This is a genomic window from Paenibacillus sp. sg306046 (genome assembly GCF_059821225.1).
This window is the reverse complement of record NZ_JCAMRT010000002.1, coordinates 1-19,282: the sequence shown is the minus strand read 5'-3', so window position 1 is coordinate 19,282 and position 19,282 is coordinate 1. Positions and strand designations below refer to the sequence as shown.

At 50.7% G+C, this 19,282-nt stretch carries 14 protein-coding genes and 2 pseudogenes; 3 read left to right on the top strand and 13 right to left on the bottom strand.

Going from position 1 to position 19,282, the window contains the following annotated elements; translation table 11 throughout:
- Positions 1-107: 107 nt before the first annotated feature.
- Together AC6ROY_RS02115 and AC6ROY_RS02110 are read left to right on the top strand one after the other, a co-directional pair.
- Complete coding sequence (locus AC6ROY_RS02115) at positions 108-2,270, top strand: ATP-binding protein (protein WP_500098306.1); 2,163 nt, start codon at positions 108-110, stop codon at positions 2,268-2,270.
- A gap of 18 nt (positions 2,271-2,288) precedes the next feature.
- Positions 2,289-2,957 (top strand): response regulator, encoded by a 669-nt coding sequence (locus AC6ROY_RS02110; protein WP_500098305.1) that lies wholly within the window; start codon positions 2,289-2,291, stop codon positions 2,955-2,957.
- A 109-nt stretch (positions 2,958-3,066) separates the two neighbouring features.
- On the opposite strand, the gene AC6ROY_RS02105 is transcribed toward AC6ROY_RS02110, so the two are convergent.
- The 9 genes and pseudogenes from AC6ROY_RS02105 to sigK form a co-directional block, all read right to left on the bottom strand.
- On the bottom strand, positions 3,067-4,221 hold the full coding sequence (locus tag AC6ROY_RS02105) for a glycoside hydrolase family 88 protein (RefSeq protein ID WP_500098304.1): 1,155 nt from the start codon (positions 4,219-4,221) through the stop codon (positions 3,067-3,069).
- Positions 4,222-4,606: 385 nt separating this feature from the next.
- On the bottom strand, positions 4,607-4,825 hold the full coding sequence (locus tag AC6ROY_RS02100; protein ID WP_500098303.1) for a hypothetical protein: 219 nt from the start codon (positions 4,823-4,825) through the stop codon (positions 4,607-4,609).
- Between the two features lie 27 nt (positions 4,826-4,852).
- Positions 4,853-6,283, bottom strand: coding sequence for a PH domain-containing protein (locus tag AC6ROY_RS02095; protein WP_500098302.1), 1,431 nt, complete (start codon positions 6,281-6,283; stop codon positions 4,853-4,855).
- The gene (locus tag AC6ROY_RS02090) at positions 6,276-6,767 is read right to left on the bottom strand and encodes a PH domain-containing protein (protein ID WP_500098301.1); all 492 of its coding nucleotides are present in this window, start codon (positions 6,765-6,767) and stop codon (positions 6,276-6,278) included. The genes AC6ROY_RS02095 and AC6ROY_RS02090 overlap by 8 nt, the downstream gene beginning before the upstream one ends.
- Positions 6,768-7,047: 280 nt before the next feature.
- A pseudogene (locus AC6ROY_RS02085) lies at positions 7,048-7,416 on the bottom strand (transposase); the annotation flags it as partial.
- Positions 7,417-7,492: 76 nt separating this feature from the next.
- Positions 7,493-9,139, bottom strand: coding sequence for an IS1634 family transposase (locus AC6ROY_RS02080; RefSeq protein WP_500098300.1), 1,647 nt, complete (start codon positions 9,137-9,139; stop codon positions 7,493-7,495).
- A gap of 159 nt (positions 9,140-9,298) precedes the next feature.
- A complete protein-coding gene (locus tag AC6ROY_RS02075; RefSeq protein ID WP_500098661.1) occupies positions 9,299-9,526 on the bottom strand; it encodes a hypothetical protein in 228 nt (75 codons plus the stop codon).
- Positions 9,487-9,879 carry a transposase family protein gene (locus AC6ROY_RS02070; protein ID WP_500098644.1) on the bottom strand — a complete coding sequence of 131 codons (393 nt, stop codon included), beginning with the start codon at positions 9,877-9,879 and terminating at the stop codon, positions 9,487-9,489. Before AC6ROY_RS02070 ends, AC6ROY_RS02075 begins: the two co-directional genes overlap by 40 nt.
- Positions 9,880-10,130: 251 nt before the next feature.
- A complete protein-coding gene (gene sigK / locus AC6ROY_RS02065; protein WP_500098299.1) occupies positions 10,131-10,829 on the bottom strand; it encodes an RNA polymerase sporulation sigma factor SigK in 699 nt (232 codons plus the stop codon).
- A 370-nt stretch (positions 10,830-11,199) separates the two neighbouring features.
- Here sigK and AC6ROY_RS02060 point away from each other — a divergent pair, with 370 nt between their 5' ends.
- On the top strand, positions 11,200-12,222 hold the full coding sequence (locus tag AC6ROY_RS02060) for an S-layer homology domain-containing protein (protein WP_500098298.1): 1,023 nt from the start codon (positions 11,200-11,202) through the stop codon (positions 12,220-12,222).
- Between the two features lie 88 nt (positions 12,223-12,310).
- Here AC6ROY_RS02060 and AC6ROY_RS02055 read toward each other — a convergent pair whose 3' ends face one another.
- The 4 genes and pseudogenes from AC6ROY_RS02055 to AC6ROY_RS02040 form a co-directional block, all read right to left on the bottom strand.
- Complete coding sequence (locus AC6ROY_RS02055; protein WP_500098297.1) at positions 12,311-14,374, bottom strand: alpha-glucuronidase family glycosyl hydrolase; 2,064 nt, start codon at positions 14,372-14,374, stop codon at positions 12,311-12,313.
- Positions 14,375-14,555: 181 nt separating this feature from the next.
- Positions 14,556-15,902, bottom strand: coding sequence for an Ig-like domain-containing protein (locus AC6ROY_RS02050; protein ID WP_500098296.1), 1,347 nt, complete (start codon positions 15,900-15,902; stop codon positions 14,556-14,558).
- Positions 15,903-16,720: 818 nt separating this feature from the next.
- Positions 16,721-18,295, bottom strand: a pseudogene (locus AC6ROY_RS02045) (glycoside hydrolase family 43 protein); the annotation flags it as partial.
- Between the two features lie 369 nt (positions 18,296-18,664).
- A partial coding sequence (locus AC6ROY_RS02040; protein WP_500098295.1) for a dockerin type I domain-containing protein occupies positions 18,665-19,282 on the bottom strand: 618 nt, incomplete at its 5' end.

Genomic DNA, 19,282 nt, shown 5'->3' with positions numbered 1-19,282 from the left:
TTCGGGAGATGGTTCGGGAAACGGAGGAAAAGGGAAGGAATCTATATCCAATCCGCGAGCGGATCGCTATAATTAAGGGTAACTTTAAGGCAGGGAGAGCTTCGCTGATGAGGCTTGTAGCTCAAGCTTATAACGGTACGGAACAGCCGCCATCGCCCCGCGTGAAGTGGTTCCTTGCGGGCCTGCAGCTGTTCGGGGTTGCTTTTACATGTATTACGATGGCGTTGTATGTCATGAGCATTCCAGCTTACTACCAGGAGCTGGTCGGCACCTGCATCGCGCACGGCTGCGATCCCTGGGTTCCAGCCATGCCGCTTGAGAATGCCGGCGGGGTCCGCATATCGCTGGAAGCTTATGCGGTTTTATTCGTGATGATCGACTGCGTGTTCACCTTCACGTATTACGCGGCGGCGCTTATTTTATTGTGGAAAGGCTTCCGTGAGCCGATGGGGCTATTGGCCGCCATTGCGATGGTTGCGTTCGGCACCTCCTTTCCTTCGCTGGCATCCGTTGCCTCCCAGTATACCGTTCTGCCGCATATCTGGTTTATGATTGTAGGCATGCTCGGGTGGGTCGGATTGTCCCTGCTGTTTCTGCTGTTTCCGAACGGCTCCTTTGTGCCCCGATGGACATCGTATGTATTTGTGGTCATCGTCCTCGTTGACAGCCTGATTTTATATTACGGAGGCGGGATGTGGAGCAAGCTAAATATTCCGGTCTTCTGGCAGTTTATCTGGTATGTGTCGAGCACGATGATTTTGCTTTATGCGCAAATTTACCGGTTTCGCAACGTGTCCTCCCCTTCCCAGCGGCAGCAGACCAAATGGGTCGTGTACGGCGTGTCCATCGGAATGACGGGCTTTGTCGGGATGAGCCTTTTATTCAGTCCAGGCTTAAATGACGGCACCGCGTTAACCCATGTTTATTTAAACGCCATCTTAAACCTGTCGCTGCTCGCGATTCCGCTTACGCTCACGATCGCCATTTCGCGCCGCCGCCTATGGGATATCGACCCTTTGGTCAGGCGAACGCTTGTCTATCTCGCTTTATCCGTCAGCGTGGCCGCGATTTATATAGGCTCCGTGCTTTATTTAAGCCGGCTGTTTGCCACAAAGGAAAACTTGCTGATTTCGCTCGTAGCGACGGCTGTGGTAGCCGTAGCCTTCGCCCCGCTCAAGGAATGGCTGCAAAGAGCGATTAATCGTCTCATGAAAGGCCGTCACGATGATCCTTACGCCGTTCTGCTGGAGCTGGGCAACCAGCTGATTCAGCCGATGGCGCCGGAGGCGATGCTTGTTGCCGTTGCGGCGACGATCAAGGACTCGCTGCGCTTGCCGTATGCTGGCATTTCCATCGGCGTCGGTAGCCAGGAGACACTCGTTGCTGCGGTCGGCGAGCGTGCCGAGGCGGTGATTTCCTTTCCGATCCTTCACGGCGGGCAAAGCCTTGGAACGCTGCATCTGTGCAGCCGGCAGCCGGGCGAAGCTTTTTCTTCCGAGGACGGCAAATTTCTGGAGGTGCTGCTGCGCCAGGCCGGACCCATCGTGGAAAATGTGACGATGACGCTGGGCATGAAGCTGCTGGCCCAGGATCTGCAGGAATCGCGCGAAAAGCTCGTGCTGGCCCGTGAGGAGGAACGTCGCCATATCCGCAATAATTTGCATGATGATCTCGCGCCCCGCCTGGCGGCCTTGGCGCTCAATGCGGCGACAGCGGAGAAATATGTCGAGAAGCAGCCCGCCATCGCCATTGAAATGCTCGCCGATCTTCGTCAGATGATTCGTTCCACCATCCGCGAAATCCGTACGCTTGTCCACGACCTGCGTCCGCCCTCGCTGGATGAGCTGGGACTGATCGGCGCAATCCGGGAGCGGATCACCGAGTTAAACAAGCCGGTACAGCTGCTGTCCGGACAGCTCGGGACCGAACCGCTGCATATCCGGATGGAGGAGCCGCCGGTGCTGCCCCCATTGCCCGCAGCGGTCGAAGTCGCCGCGTACCGGATTGTGACGGAGTCTCTGGTCAATGTGATCAAGCATACGGCGGCCACCTCCTGTACGGTACGGCTGGAGGTGACGCCGATGCAGCAGCTGATCGTGGAAGTGATGGATAACGGGCAAGGCGTGCAGCCCGGCGCTCCGTTCCCTTCCGGGAGCGGAGGCATCGGCCTCGTTTCCCTGCGTGAGCGCGCCGCCGAGCTGGGCGGACAATGTACGATTGAACGAATGGAGCAAGGGGGCACACAGGTTAAGGCTGTGCTGCCTCTGTAAGCGAGGAGAGGTTGTTTGTTGAACATCTTAATTGCCGATGATCATCCGATGTTTCGGAGCGGTGTGCGCAACCTGCTGCAAACGACCGATGATCTGATCGTTGTCGGGGAAGCCGCTACAGGCGACAAAGTGCTGGAGCTGGCGGCGCAATTACAGCCGGATCTCATTTTGATGGATATTCGGATGCCGGGCCTAAACGGGATTGAAGCGACTCGCCTGATCAAGCAGCAATATCCGGCCATCGAGGTGCTGATCTTGACGATGTTTCAGGAGGATCAGTCCGTGCTGACCGCTATGCAGGCAGGGGCCAAAGGATACGTGCTGAAGGATGCCGACGAGGAGCTGCTGCTGCGCTCCATTCGCATGGTCGGCAGCGGCAGCGCTGTGTTCAGCGCCGATATTGCGGGACGAATGATGCATTACTTCACTCCGGCCTCGGCCCCGGCCTCAGCCACGGCTGCGTCTAAGCTGCTCGCGTTCGACCCGTCGCCCTACGAGCTCACCAAACGCGAGCTTGACATTTTGGAGCTGCTGCTCGACGATGCGAGCAACGCGCAAATTGCGGCCCGTCTGCAAATCAGCGCCAAAACCGTCGCCAACTACGTCTCCCTGATCTTGAACAAGCTTCGAGTCACCGACCGTCATGCGGCCAAGCGTCTGCTGCTGACAAATTCACGCGAGCTTTAGATCGAGCGGTTACCCCCCATTCACGGGAGCTTTAAGCCTGAAACAGACAAGCGCCGCTTCATTTCGGAAGCTTAACCGAAAAGCGGCGCTTGCCTGCTTGTGCTCACCCTTACCAAAAATAAAAATCATTGCCCTTCAGCTTAAAAATCGCTTCCATAAAGTAATAATCGCCATAAATAATCGGCGTGTGATGCTCTTTATTGTGGTACGAGGCCGAGCCGCCCAGCAGCAGGCAATCCGAATCGGCGGACCAGTCCGTACGCGCGGCATCGAGCGTTTTCAGCAGCTTCAGCGCAGCCTGCACATACAGGTCCCGCTCGTACGGGCCGACGGCCTTGGCAATTTCGATCAGTCCGCAGGCGGCAATCGCAGCGGCCGTCGAATCCTCGTAAGCCTGCTCCTTCGGCTGCCGGAAGTCCACCGGAATGATGCCGCTCTCCGGGATATTCGCCATGAAATAATGGGCGATTCGCTTCGCCGTGTCCAGGTACGGCTCATGCTGCGTATGCTTGTAGCTCATCATAAAGCCGTACAAGGCCCACGTCTGCCCGCGCGTCCACGACGAGCCCTCCTCGTAGCCTTGCCCGCCGTACGTTTTCACCACGCCGCCATGGAACGGATCGAATTCCACAATATGATTTACCGAGCCGTCCGGCCGAACAAACGCCGACATCGTCGTATCTGCGTGCTTGACCGCAATTTGCTTAAAGCGCGGATCGCCCGACTCCTCACTCGCCCAATACAGCAGCGGGATGTTAAACATACAATCAATGATTGCCCAGCCCCGGGTGTCTCCCTCGCTCAGATCATTCCAGGCACGGATAAATCCGCCCGCCAAATTAAATCGTCCGGCCAGCAGGTTGGCCGCGTGCATCGCCCGTTTGCGGGATTCCGGATTTCCGGTCACCCGATAGTTGGCCACGCTGGTCGGCAGCCACATGAATCCGACATCATGATGCAGTCCGTAAAACTGCTCAAAGCACGCATCCAGCTTCGCTTCGGACACATTGGCAATGTCCTTGTATTTCTCTTCGCCGGTTTCGTGGTACATCAGCCACATCATCCCGCCCCAGAAGCCGTTCGTCCACCAGTTGATGCCATTGTCAATCGAACCCGTCGGATTGTCCACGGAGCGGTCGTCATGAACGCCGTTTTGGGCCGTGTAAGGAATTTTTGCCCGCGACCGTGTACTGACCTGATCCATCTTGGCCGTTATTTTTTCAATGACGCCAGCTACCCAGAGCTGGTCCCTTGCTTGCAGCATCGCAATTTCCCCGCTTTCTCAAGTTAGCGCTGGCTAAGCGCCTCTCACGCCCCTAGTGCCAAGGCCAGGCGCATCGGCTGCTTGCCGTCCATGTCCTGATTATAAGCGACGGTTTTCCGGAGAAATGACGCTAGATGATGAAAAAATGTTGAGATTTTGTCCGATCCGGCAAAATGGCGCGAAGATCGGAGATTAGAGCCCATTCCCCTGCCCGCTGGCTAGCGCTTTTCTGAGACGATGTACTTGACAATTCTGAGACCACTGCCTTACGATATCGCGGGTTTCTGCGAAAAATAGCTGTTAACTTCAAGCTAACTTTAAGTATTAAAGTATGGTTATTAACTTGAAGGAGTGATCCTAGTGTCTCAACAAAAAGTATGGTTCATTATAGGATGTTCAACCATTCTTCTGCCGGTTTTTGCAATAATTGAATTAGCGAAGGCAACTCGATAGGCTCTTTTTTTCCCTCCAACATCAGTAGGCGAACCAACTGCATATGCCCTTTACGCAACAGAGCCAGCGGCTCACCGAGTTCATTCCCCCATTGTTCCAACCCAGCGATTAAATTTAGTAGACAATCTCTTATGGCTTGATCCTTTTCCATTTGAACACCACCTCAAATAAACTAATATCACTTATTCTTATACCATCTTAGAATCTCGTCGCAGTATTGTTTCGTCATCCCGGCTATACGGTATTCCCGTACGTTCGCAGGGGAATCGATGTCCATTTCCAGCTGATAAACACGAAATAATCTCTGCCACCATGATTGTCTGAAACTTATGGATTCTATGGATTCACGCAAGAGGTACACAGTCGTCTGATTGAAGCCTGCTTTGCGTAATATGAACAAGTTCTCGGCTATTTCCCATTTTGTATTAACATAGACGTAAGTCATGTATTTGTAGACGATGTAAAGAAGCGGAACGATTGTCAAATACAATAAGGTGAAGTAACAACCAACACTGATGCCTAAAACTAGCAACGAGATAACAGGAATAGCTGTAGTAAATTTCGCGTTTCGGTGTAAAGCTCGCTCGGGAGTTTGGAGTTGAAACTCGGGAAGCAACCGACCCAGCACTTCGACCAGTTCCGATGTACGGATGGAAGGAACGAGCAATTTGACTCTCCGCTCCCCTGAATATCCGACGCAATCCATGCATACGGAGGCATATCCGTACAAACGCCCAATCATCAGCTCCTTGATTCGAATGGATTGGATACGTTCCACCTGAATCTGTACCGATTTACGTTCCATCCAACCATGATGAATAGAAATCACATCTCCAGCTCTTGTGAGATGCCAACCTTTATAACGAAATTGTGCCATCCCTATAGAGAAAAGCCAAGTAACGATTACGCATATCCCCAAGAAAGCTACCAAATACAGTGCCACTTCTATACTGTCATCTAAGGTTATCCGGCTCCAAGTCTCTTTCTTGAATAGTTCCATGAAGCTGACTTGTTCCTCTTCCGGTGCAGGGAATAACCAACTCCACAAATGTTGAATGACAGCGATTGTGACAGGAAGTCCTAGCCAGAATGTATTCGAGCTCATGGACAGCATCATAATTTCTTTTCTGGTCACATGATGTTCTATGGTTAAAGGGATCACACTTTGGTTTTCGATAAGCCTTATTGATTTCTTGAGCAACTCCGCCATCTTTTGGGATGTAACCAGGCGAGCATCGGCATCAGCATTGGAATCACTCGTTTGAAGTTCAACATTGGCGATCCCGAGCAGCCGATACAACCAGCTTTGCTCGATTCTTATGTTATTGATTTTCATGAGCGGGATCGTTCTTTGTGTTACAGTAAATACACCTCTGGTAATATGTAGCACCTTGGAATCCAACTGATAGGTTTCTCTAAACCAAGAAAAGATCGACCAACAACCTATCACAACGCCGTAAATCGTGGCTGCGAGATATACCCAATCAGGCTGTTGCCCGGTACCTGCCCGAATCTCGTTATATAGAAACGCGGCAAGAGGAATAATCGAATACCGGATTTGATTGTATAACTTATAGAAGACGGTAATTGGGTGATGCCGTTTAATCATAATAAGCATCCTCGTTGTCTAATTTAGAAAGTTCTATGATTTGTCTGCGCAACCGAACAGCATCCTCTTCAGTCAGTCCCACAATAAAGTGATGGTCCCCTGCCGTTGTAATGGTTAGCTCGGATAGGCCCAGCCGCTTGGCAAGCATGTCTTGTTCTTGATCCACATGCTGCACCCGGCTAAGCGGAATAATGGAGGAGTTATCCGACCAGACATTCCCCCATCGGATCATCAGCTCGTCGTCACCTAAGAGATAGCTTCTTCGAGAGTATTTTCTATAGGCACCGAAACAAATGAAGGTAAATCCCTTGATGAAGAAAAATGATATCGACAGACAGGAAATTAGGGTTAACCAGCCCCAGGCGGGTAACCAAAATGTCCGGATTATTAACGGGATGCAACTGATTAAGATCCATTTGAACGTATATAAGCCGTAATTAATTTGCCAATATCGAATGACATTCGGGTGAAGTTTTTGTTCCACTTGATCAACTCCTATGGCAACTCTAATAATACTATATCAAAGAACATTGATAATAGATTGTCAGCGAACAAATGTTTGAAATTCAAAAAAAATGACTAATCGAACATAGTCGTTTTCATCTCTTGCTTGTTAGACGGATTATGGTGCTGCAAGATGTCAAGACAGTTATTTTAACATCTTAAGGTGTAAAACTCACATTCCGCACCTCTGGCACGTGGTGGAGAAAGGACCACACCCGATTCGGCTCCGTCATGTTTAGCTTGCGCAGCAAATAGGAATAGATCCGGTGCTTGAGGCGTATCTCCTCCGAGGAGGGAGGGACTGGTTGGTAGTAAAAGGAGCTTCTATTCAGGCTGAGGAGATCGGCTTGCAGGGCAATCTCCAGCTTTAATCGATACGCGCGGCCTGTCTGCAGATGGCTATCTTTCAACCGCGTCAGCGTTTCCTTCTGCTCGGCGATTCGCACATCATCCACGGCTTCGTTCACCAACTTCATGACGTGGAATTTATCAAAGGTGGTCTCGGCTTCGGGAACGTATTCTTCAATCCCCCCAATAAACGCCGACCACATATCGCAGCAAACTTCTTCGATTTGTTCGGCATGGCGCCGTTGGTGATGACCCAGCTTCGACAGTTGGTAGATACACAAACCGCCGCAACCCCATGGCTAGCAAGGGATTGGGCGGCCTGTGAATAACTGCGTGTATGCCTACTGTTTTCGGGCTCTAACTTAGCGAAATGTCCCATATTTTCTGGGGTTCGGGCAAACCCAACTGCGAAAGAATACCCCTATGTTCGTCCGTAAGTTCCGTTCGTTGCAGTATGGTTCCGTCAACGGAACGGCTCTCGATGAGATGAACGCGCTGAAGCAGGTTGCGTACGTCCCGCCAGGTGCGGCCTGTCTTTTGTTCCACGATTCGAATGAGCATAAGACCCAACCAGCAGAGCAACACATGAGAGCGGATGCGCTCATCCTTGCGGTGGTAAACCGGGCGAAGCTCGAGCGATTGCTTCAGCGTTCGAAACGCGGCTTCGACCTTGAGCAATTGTTTGTAGCCAAGTGCAACATCTTCGGAGGAGAGCGTATCGTCGGAAGTATGAATCAGATATTTTCCATCGAGATGCTCCATGGCTTTAACGGCATCCTTATCAATCCGCAGGTTGCCGCGCTTGTCCATTTTTAAATAGCGTTTGTAGGTGACATGGCTGTGAAGGCGACAATGAGCCTTGGAATGCGCTTCTTTGTCCAGTTCTTTCAGACCGTCTAGCGCCTCTTGCAAATCCTTCAAGTGCTTCTCTCGCTGAGCCGCATCCCGCTTGGCTTCTTCCGGGTTACGTACCAGCACGTAGCGTTTGCGGGCTTCGCCATCGCCAATCGTAATGTCTTTGACCTCCAGGTTGTCGCGTACGGTCTTGAAGCGACCCGGATGAGCAAGTGCGGCTTCCACGGAGACTTTGCCGGAAGACATTTTCTCGCCAATGATGAAGTGACCGCCGGATTGTTGCAAGATTCGCAAGTTGGCCTCGGAAGAGAATCCGCGGTCCGCCACGGAAATGACGCGCCCCAGCTTCCATCCGATCAGGTCTTTCTTGACCTCAGGTACGACGGACAGATCGGCGGTGTTGCCCGGACATACCCAACAACGGATGGGAATCCCGTCTCGCGTAACCGCAAACCCGATGACCACCTGCGGCAGGCCCGGTCGATGGTCTTTGGAATAGCCGCGCTGACGTAAGGAGTCCTCCTCGGTTTCCTCCGTCTCGAAGTAAGTAGACGTCGTATCGAAGAAGAGGAGATCGACTTCGAGGTTCAGCAAATCCGCGACGGAATGGAACACTTCTTTCTGTATTGCTTCATCGGTATCGGCAAGGAAATCCATAGCGCGATACCCCTGCTGGACATCGAATTCCGGCAGACCAGGAATCCCAACATCATGTCCCACCCAGTCTTCTGCAGCAAACTTACTCGAAGGATCAAGCGCGCGATTCGCCACCATGGCAAAAATCGTCCGCTCCACAGGTGTCGCGAACTTACGCTCTGCCAAACTGGACTGAAGCGCCTCATCAATCTTCAACTTCTTCCAGAGCGAGTCAAGAAGCCACGCTCCACCGATGGACCTGCTGCTGATGTGTTCTAGCGGCGCGACAGAGGGTTGTGCTCCATTCACAACAGGTTCGTCACCGAGCAAGCGACTGATGCTTTGGGCAAGGCCGCGTAGCTTCTCTTTATTCAGATCGTCAGCCCTACCAAAGCTGTACAACACCTTGGCTTGAGATTGGCCGGTCGTCGGATGGCGTTCATTATGAGCAAGTTGAAGGTACTGGACAGTGGAGCCGTCCTTATTCTTACGGGAAGTGGTCCGAATGTACATGAGGTTAATGTTACCACGATATAAAGGAATACTCAATACAAGTTATGACTTACACACAGAAATCGTGTGCCTACAACTCTTTGGTTTTTACGAAGTTGTGCACCTGTGGAAAACTCGAAAAACCCTTGATTTACAAGGGTTTAAATTATCAACAGATGCCTACAATTGGGGAGTAACTGTCGAACCCGGGGATGAGTCGTTCCTTGAATCGACCCAGCGTGTCCCCCCTTTGCCTTCGGTCGCAAACCGGACCGTTTTCGTGTCAGCGTCAACAAACAGCGTGGTGTATCTGTGGCCACGGCGGGAAAACGTTTCGTCGATCGCAATGCGTTTTACATGCGTCAAATCTAGCTCGGACATCGCTTTCTCCACGTAGTGATGGAACATCCTCCACATCCGCGTGTCCTGTTCCCGTAGCTCGCGCGCAGCGGTACCGGCATTTCCGCCATCAGCCGCATGGCCCAGGCATCAAACTGCAACGTAACATGCGATTTCGTTCGTACCCAGGGTACCGGCACTTGGGCGACCTTCTCACAGGCAAGACAGTCTGTTCTCGGCACACGCGCATGCATGTACGTTTTCCAATCCCAGAAGTCGAGATGGCGCCACTTCTTCGTTTCCGTATCGTGAGCGGTACACTCGGCTCCGCAAACCGACAGGCAAACCTTGATCTGCGTTCGAAGTCGATAAACAAGTGCGAAGTGCGAGGCGTCTTCCTTGTCGTCGAATTCCGCGTGCATTAATTTCCACGGTTCTTCAATCTGGAGCGCTACTTTAAACATTTCGCAAATCAGGTTATCCTTGCTGCTTAATGAGGTCCACATTATTCATCCCGCCCTAGTCATGCTCTTACTCGGCAGTATGGACATTTCCTCTATTAAGCAGACCTCAGCCATGGACTATAGTGACGAAGCAATTGAAGTGACCTCTATCGGCTTAGCCAGGAACGCATCCATTAGCTTTCCCTTGTGCGTTCCTGGCTCTGTCTCCTCTATCTTCTCACCTTATAAAACTCGTGATAAAGCTTCATCAAAGCCCTTTTCTCTATCCTTGAAACATAACTCCGCGAAATACCCAGCTCCTTCGCAATTTCCCGCTGCGTCCGCTCCTCTCCGCCCTGCTCCAATCCGAAACGGCCCACGACCACCTCGCGCTCCCGTTCATCCAAGATATCGAGATTGCGGTAAATTTTCGACTTCTCGATTTTCAGTTGTACCTTCTCCACGACATCGTCGGCTTCGGAACTGAGAATATCTATAAGAGTTATTTCATTTCCTTCTTTGTCGCTTCCGATCGGGTCGTGCAAGGACACGTCTTTGCGCGTTTTTTTCAACGAACGCAAATGCATCAAAATTTCATTTTCAATACACCTCGCCGCAAAGGTGGCCAGCTTCGTGCCCTTGTCGGGTGAAAACGACTCGATCGCTTTGATCAGACCGATGGTGCCGATGGAAATCAGATCCTCCAGGTCCTCGCCGGTGTTATCGAATTTTTTCACAATATGCGCGACCAGGCGAAGGTTATGCTCAATCAGCATATTGCGGGAATGTTGATTACCCTCCGCAAACAGCTGCAGATGCCGGGCTTCTTCCTCATCCCGTAGCGGCTGCGGAAACGCATTGTTTTTCACATAAGAAACAAGCAGTGACAGCTGTTTGATAAATAAAGCGATTGCAGCAAATAATCCCATCGTGAAGGCACCCCCAAGCTGGTTGGCCGGACTTGTTAGCAAACCCGGCGTGAACGAATATTAGCTTTATATTGTATGTGGGCTATGGCCCAACCGTGCTTGGCCTAGCGAAATTCAGCAATTATTTTTACGCCCAATCTTCCCGGCCATTTCATACGAAATAAAGCCGAATAATTTATTCGAAAGTTTTGTTATTTTAACATGGCTCAAAATTAAGGAATAAAAATTTATAGTTTTTGAAACGTAATACTTAATCGATTCTAGTTATGACGCAGGTTTATAATAGAAACACGTTAGGAAAACGCTTACGTTGCTGCAATCTCATATTTCGAGTTTTGGTACATTTCCGTGCTACGAGAGGATGGTAGACATGCTTAAACGTAAATTGATTCTAACGACTCTATGCTGCAATCTGTGTTTAACTTTGGCTGCGGCAACGCAGGCCATTGCGGCGGACGACTCCAAATTCGAGATGACTGCTCCCGTGACCGAGGCTGACAACGGAGAATTTACAGTTACCTTGAAAGGACAAAATATCCAGGATTTATTCGCATATGAAGTAAAACTTGGCATCAATGCCAACAATGTCGAGATTGTTAAAGCGACCACCGCTATTAACGGATTTTCCGTTCCACCTAAAGTGAAAAACAATGAAATGACTTTTGCTCATACGAAAGTTGGGAAAGTGGAGGGCGAGAAGGGGAACGTGGACATCGGCACGATCACCTTCAAGGCAAAAAAGGCAGGAGCAACAACGATTAACTGGACAAGCATCAAAATCGTAGACTCGAATTTGGATAGCAAGACATTTACGCCAAATGCGTCAACAAATTTTATTAAAATATTTGGCGACCTTGCGGGCCACTGGGCCAAATCCGATATTATGCAGATGGTCGATAAAAAAATCGTGGAAGGTATGGACGACGATCATTTTGCGCCTGATCGGCAGGTAACGCGAGCCCAATTTGCAACGCTGCTTTCCAAGGCGTTAGGCCTGCAGGATGACACCGGGGAAAATCCTTTTGCTGATGTAGCCGCAGGAGCCTGGTTTGAGAGCAGTGTGAAAAGGGCTTATGCGGCCGGACTTATCAACGGCGTAACGGATGATGCATTTGCCCCGGAGCAAAATATAACCCGCGAAGAAATGACAGCGATGCTATTGCGAGCTAAAGCCTATGCAACAGGATTGAATATTGAAGCGATGCCCGTCAATGCATCCATCACATTCAGCGACGAGACGGCTATCAACGCCTGGGCCAAAAAAGTAGTCGCTCTCGCTGTCGAATCCGGCCTCATGAACGGAAGAACAGAACGAGAATTTGCTCCACAAGAGCATGCCAGTCGAGCTGAATCCGTTGTCGTGCTGAAAAGGCTTCTCGCAGAGCTGGAATAAAAAACTTCCCTTTCCGCTTAGGCCGCGGGAAGGGAAGCTTTTTGAATGATCGGGAGCACAATGTATTCCTAAACTCGTAACAGCTCGATTACACGTGAATGACTCGCTGATCTTGATCGACAATTCCAGACTTCCGGTAAAAATACGTGTTAATGACGTCCCGCCACTGTTTGGCATTGTCCAACTGCAAAGCAAGTCGGCGGGCGATATGAGCGTAGCGCTCCGCATCCATCATGCCCTCAAGGCGCTGCCAGCGTTCGATCCACTGTTCCACCTGTTCCACACCGGCAAAGTGTGTATCGTAAATATGCTGGATGACGGTTTTGCCCGTCTGAAGGCGATGCGTGTAAGGCACATGGTGAAAAAACAGCAGCAGCTTGTCCGGGCAAGTGTCAAGTCCTTCGTACAGTTCAGCGTTCTCCCTGCCATATTGTCCCGTATAGCCAGTGCCGGTTCCAGTCGTCCGGTCCACGCCTATTCCTGCATGATCGGCAAAATGATACGTTCCCCACTTGGAATACTCGTAACCGTCTACGTCAACCCCATAATGAAGATGCGGGCGCACCATCCATCCTACGCCAAGCGGGGCGGTATAGCTCTCATAGGTCGGCCATGATGCCATCAGGATATCCGTTATGGCGGCTGCAACATCGGGATTATCGCCGAACGTGAGGAGTACCCATTCCTTGGCAATTTCCTCGGCCGTAAGCTCCGGATTCCAGATCAGCCTCCCGTAGCCGTATAAATTCGCCTGAGCCAAATGATGCCCGGTCCAATTCGCGTCGTCTCCGACATTGGTCACGGCTGTAATTCCGCAATGGACATATGGATGTACAGTACCGGCCGCGATTTCCTTGATCGTACTGCCTTTGCCCTTAAGACAGGTATCGAATTCAAGTACCTCTTTCCATTGTGGAACTAAGTAGCACACATCGAGCTGGTGGCCGGTATATTCTTGGGTAATTTGAAATTCCATGATTTGATTTGTCCGCTTCATGGCACCGAACAGCGGCGACACAGGCTCACGTACTTGGAAATCCATAGGCCCGTTCTTAATCTGCAGCACGACATTATCCATAAATCGGCCGTCCAGCGGCTTAAAGTGATCGTAGGCGGCACGGGCTCTGTCGGTCGAACGGTCTCTCCAATCCTGGTGACAATTATAAACGAAGCATCTCCACATCACGAGTCCGCCATATGGCTTCAGCGCTTCGGCCAGCATATTGGCTCCATCTGCATGGTCTCTTCCATAAGTGAACGGACCCGGTCTGTTCTCCGAATCGGCCTTCACAACGAAACCTCCGAAATCCGGGATATGCCGGTATACGTTCTCTGCTGTCATCCTCCACCATGCCGCAACGCCTGCGTCAAGCGGATCGGCAGTCACAGTCTCCCCCAGTTCCATCGGACTGGCATAATTCACGCTGAGGAACAGTCGAATGCCGTACTCGCGAAATACATCGGCCACAGCTGCGACATGAGGTAAATATGGCTCCGTCACCAGCAGTGTTTCGTGCTTATGGACGTTGACATTATTGATGGCAATGCCGTTGATGCCGATGCTGGCCATTAAACGCGCATAGTCCCGTATTCGTTGTGAACCGGCATTCACCTCATTGTTCCGAAACAGAAACGAGCGCCCGGCATAACCACGCTCAATGGAGCCGTCCATATTGTCCCAATGATTGACCATACGCAGCTTGTATTTGGGTTGTTCCGTAATGTCGAGGCGCTCAAGGTCTGCCCCCGTCGACAACAACCGCAGCAAGTGAAACACCGCATACAAGCAGCCCTGTTCCGAACCGCCTGCCAGCACGATCGCTTCTCTATTCGCTGTATGAACGGTTTTGATCCGGTACCCTTCCGAGCCAATTCCCTCCCATTCGTTTTCAGTCAACCTCTGCGCGACCAGCGGGGAACGTGATGTGCCGAGTACAAGTTGTCGAGGGTAACCAGGCTCCCTTACGATAGCCGGACGCTGGCCAAGCAGCGCTTCAAGACCTGTTGCCAGCTCATCTGCGGCGGTTTGCAGCGGCCCCTGTTTAGAAGGCTCGTCCATGATGATTTCCCTTGCCCACTCCCTGGCGGATTCTATCACTGCCCTTGACGCGAGCTCGTACTGCAGCCAACAAGCATAGCCTTGATTGCTCATCCGAATAATCCTCCTAAGTATTGGGGATGCATACCATTGATTTCGATTATATTAAATAGCCTATTATTAAACCATAGAAGAACCCGCGATGATTTGTAATTATTTCTGTTTGTTGATCGTAAAGTTTTCCCTCCTCCTGGCAGCAAAGAAGCCGCTCCTTGGGAGCGGCTTCTTTGCTCAACTATTCAAGAACCTTGGACGCAATATACGCAATATCAACAATGTCGATCAACTGATCTCCATTCATATCGGCGATCTTCGCAGTTGCCCAGTCTGCACTTGTTGAATTTTTACCATAATGGTAAGCAGCAATTGCAAGGTCACCTACATCAATACTTCCATTTTTGTTCAAATCTGCAGACACGATCTTAATAACCGCCGCTTTGAAAATAGCCTCAGCGATGCCCAACGCTTCTACTGCACTGTCAACTTGAAGCTGCGTGGCGCTTGTATTGTCTTTCACTGCTCTTGCTGCGCTGATCGCTGTGCCGAATGCATCTTTAGCTGCTTGCGGATATTGTCCAGGCTGTGTGCCAGCCACTGCAGCTTCATATAAGCTCTGAGCCTGATTAACGGCTGCAATCAACGCTGCCTTGTCTACAACCACTGCTGTATCGCCGATTGAAATAATTTTACTGCTAAGGGCCGCTTCAACTACAGTCCCCTGCGGAGCTACACCAAGCTTGGCCTGCGTAACCGCGATCGTTCCGCCAGTATTCAGAACGCCGGCCTTTACTTTAAACGTTGTATTCAGAACAGGCGTGTCGCCCCCTGATATCCCTCCTATATTAGCCGCGATAAGTCTAACTTTGCCGGCTGTACTTTTATCCTCTGTGACAAGTTGAATGTTATTGCTTGCACCCGAAGCGCTAACATACTCAAATACGTTGGCATCATAGGCTAAGGTGATGTCCTCAGCATATACATTTTGTATCACATTGGCCAGGCTAACGCCAACAGTAAAGCGGCTTCCAGGCTTCACACTGTTGTCTGCGGAAAGTACAGCCGCAGGCCCCGACGGTTGAGCAGATGAAACGACCACAATGTGGAATACGGCCGTTTTTTGACCATCCGCTGTAGTCGCGCTAATGACTGCCTTTCCTTCTGCTACTGCGTTTACCTTTATGCTAGTAGCTCCTGTAGCAGGATTGTAAAACGCATCCGTAACTGTTGCCACTTCGGTATCACTTGATGAGAAGGTTACCGTCTTGTTTGAAGCATTAGCAGGAGATATTGTTGCAAGCAGGGTTGCCGTTGACCCCTGGATCATGCTTAACGCAGTTGTCACATCGGTGACAGGCACACTCCCGTCCACACCCGTATCTCGGGCAATGGCGTTGACATGCGTCCCGTTGAAACCGTTACCAGAAGAATCCAGCCCTGTAGCTCCGCTTACCTCGTCAAATTTATACCAGAGTTTGAGGTTTGTCCCGGTTGAAGCTTTAACGGCAGGCGGCAACCCGATAAACAGGCTCGCCGATAAAGCCACAGCCATAACCAGGGAGACCATTTTTTTTAATTTGCTCATCTTCTGAACTCCTTTTTAAAAAAGGGTGGCCTCTAAACGAACCGTTAGTGATTCGAGTTATGCCCTGTCCCGTCAGAAATGAACGTAGTGAGAGAGGGCATAACTCGCATTTCAACTCGTTATTTATTCAATTATTCGAGTATCTTGGAGGCCACAAACGCAAGATCCAGNGTATGGCCGTTGGCAACACCCTGTACGTAAGCAGTGGCTGAGTTTTCCGCAGCTGTTTCTGCTTCGATGGCCACTACGGCAGGTGTATTGACGCTTACACGAATTTGCGTTGTTGCGGCCTCGCCCAAGGCTCCTTTATAGCTTACCGTCACATCGGCCGTTCCGCTGGCTTTGGCCGTAATTGTACCGTTTGCGACATCTGCAACTTCTGCATTCGGATTCGTATAGGCCGCTAATTTCGTGACATCCTCCGTGTGGCCGTCCATATACGCTGCCGTTACTTTAAAGGCGGCGGTTTGACCAGCATCCAGCGCGAAGGAAGCCTGATCAACGGTAATTTGCTTCACTGTCAGCTCACTGTTCAAGTCTTTTACTTGTACATGGAGCGTATCTGTTTTACCGCCATAGCTTACATGGATGGTTGCCGTGCCGTAGCCAATGCCGGTTACAACTCCGTTGCTCACACTTACGATGCCGCTTGGCGACGATGATGCAGCCGCTTGCGCAGTCACATCTTCACTCGTTCCATCGGAGTATACGGCTGTAACCTTCATCGTTGCCTGGTTCGTTCCCGAAACCGTATCGATCTTTGGTTTATCCATGAAAGCATGGACAGCAGCCAGCTCGCGAACTGCACTCTTGGGCTCGAACTGCCAATAATCTACTTTGAAGAGATTGCCTGCCGAGGCGCCCCGATACACCATGTAAAGATCATGAACGCCTGCCGCACCCGAAACATTTGTTGTTTTGGTTTGCCATACAGAGTCTCCGCCTGTGTTGGAAATCGGAAGGGTCCCAATCAATGCGCCGTCGGCACGGTCAAGACGCAATTCGATCGCTCCGCCAGCTGAACCACTTGCAACATTAGCCTTAAACAGGCCTGCTCCTGTGGCGCCAAAGTCGACTTTGGAAACGGCTGTCCAGTCTCCATCACTAATGTTGCTGACAGCCAGGTTCAGGCCGCTTACCAATCCTCCGGGCTCGGTAGTGGTTTCCGTAGATATGCCTCCGTTCCAACCGATCGTTTCAGCCTCAACTCTTGTATAGGGATCGAAATTTTTTAACTGCGGGACCCCTTTATAATCCCCGGTAATATTTTCTATAACTCCGTTTGCATCAATAGTTACCTCATTAATGTGTGCGTTCCGATATCCACGCGGCTGTCCCCCCATTTGAGGCACCGTCCCGCTTTCAGCCAATGCCTTGGCAAGGGTTTGAGCATGGTAGACGATATACCATTGGTCGTTGAACTCAAAGACCGCATGATGGTTGTTGCCTCCGACACCGAAGAAGGTCGTTGGATTAGGCAGTATAGTTTTAACATACGTAAATGGCCCCATCGGATTATCGCTTACCATATAAGCAATTGTTCCAGTCGGAATATCTGCCGGATGTCCGCTTGAGAAATTAGTACAATAGGAGTAATAGTATTTTCCATTGTATTTATGGATTCCTGAATCCTCAAACAACCAAGGCGGATTGAGGCGTCCCAGCGTTCCTCCACTCGCGGTCAGATCCAAGCTAATCATGTCCGCGCCAAGCTTTGCGACTCGCGCTGTCCCCGGGTCTGACTCCTTACCCGCCGGAACCCCGCCGCCAAAATAGATATACCCGCTTCCATCATCGTCAACCAGCACCGCCGGATCAAACAGCCATGTAACATCACTAGCTCCCGGCGTATTTCTATTAATCAAAGCCCTTCCAATCGGATCTGTAAAGGGACCAATCGGACTGTCCGCTGTGAGCACGCCTATTCCGTTTGCACTATCTGCAAAGTAAAGGAAAAACTTCTCCTTGCCATCTATCGTTTTATGTGCAGCCGCCGGCGCCCAGGAATTATTGGCCCATTTGGCCGCACCTTGCGAACCGGCTACAGGTATTTCACCGTGGTCGGTCCAGTTGATCATATCGTCAGATGAAACAACCGTAATTTTGTTAATCTTACTATATCCGTTATCCTTAATTGTCCCGTCTGCATTGTATTCAAATATATCGTTTGTCATATAAATATAGACTCTACCGTTGTATACCATCGCATAGGGATCAGCACCAAACTTTTGCGTAAATAACGGATTCGCGTTGCCAGGAGTTTTGGCGATTGCTGGCGTGACCGCAGCCGCGGCAGCTGTCGCAGCCTCTGCCCGCTCTGTAAGGACTGGGCTTGATGTGAAAGCAACAGTTAAAGCCATGGTCACCCCAAGCATTTTCTTCCACTTTGTCATAGAACAACCTCCACCATCATGAATTGTTTTCTGTTACGTTGGACATCACATTTCTTGTTGCACGCTGCTGCTCGCTTTTACCTAAGACACCTCCTTTCACTCCAAAAACGCCAACATAAATAAAGCGCTTTCATTAAGTCTGACACCGAATAAATGCCCTAGCTCTTTCTGCTTCCTCGTACGCAAACAACGCTCATGACTGCAATGGCCCTTCTGACTGCTTTAATTATAACGTTGCGATTTGGAAACCACGATGTAATTTCTTTTTTTAAAAGTTTAAATTTTAGCCTAGTAAGCTCTATCCCCATGATGCATTTATTTGTTTAGGAATAGAGCTTACTAAAATTCAGCTTTTGTTAGCGTTACGGCTTATTCAAGCATTTGGGAGGCCACAAACGCAAGATCCAAAATGTCGATCTTATGATCGCCATTCAGATCCGCTGCTTTGGCAGTCGCCCAATCCGCGCTTGTGGAATCCTTGCCATAGTGGTAAGCAACCAGCGCCAAATCTCCCACATCGATGCTTCCGTCATTGTTCACATCCGCAGACTTGATCGCCGCTGCCTTGAAGCTATCCACGGCGCTGCCCAGTGCCGCTGCCGCACTGTCAACCTGAGACTGCGTCGCGCCTGCATGGTCATGTACCGCCTTTGCTGCCTGGATGGCAGCGCCAAGCGCATCTTTCGCCGCCTGCGGATATTGACCTGCTTGTGTTCCAACCACTGCAGCGTCAAACAGACCTTGTGCCTGCGTGATCGCGGCTGCCAGCACGGCTTTATCTACCACAACGTCCACGCTGCCTACGGCAATCGTTGTGCGGCCCAGAGCTCCCTGAATCACGCTTCCCTCTGGACCCGCGCCGAATTTTGCCTCGGTAGCCGCAATCGCTCCCGTCGTATCCTGAACACCCGCCCTGACCTTGAAGGTCAAATTCAGCACCGGTGTGCTGGCTCCAGTAACTCCTCCGATATGTGCGGCAAGGAGTCT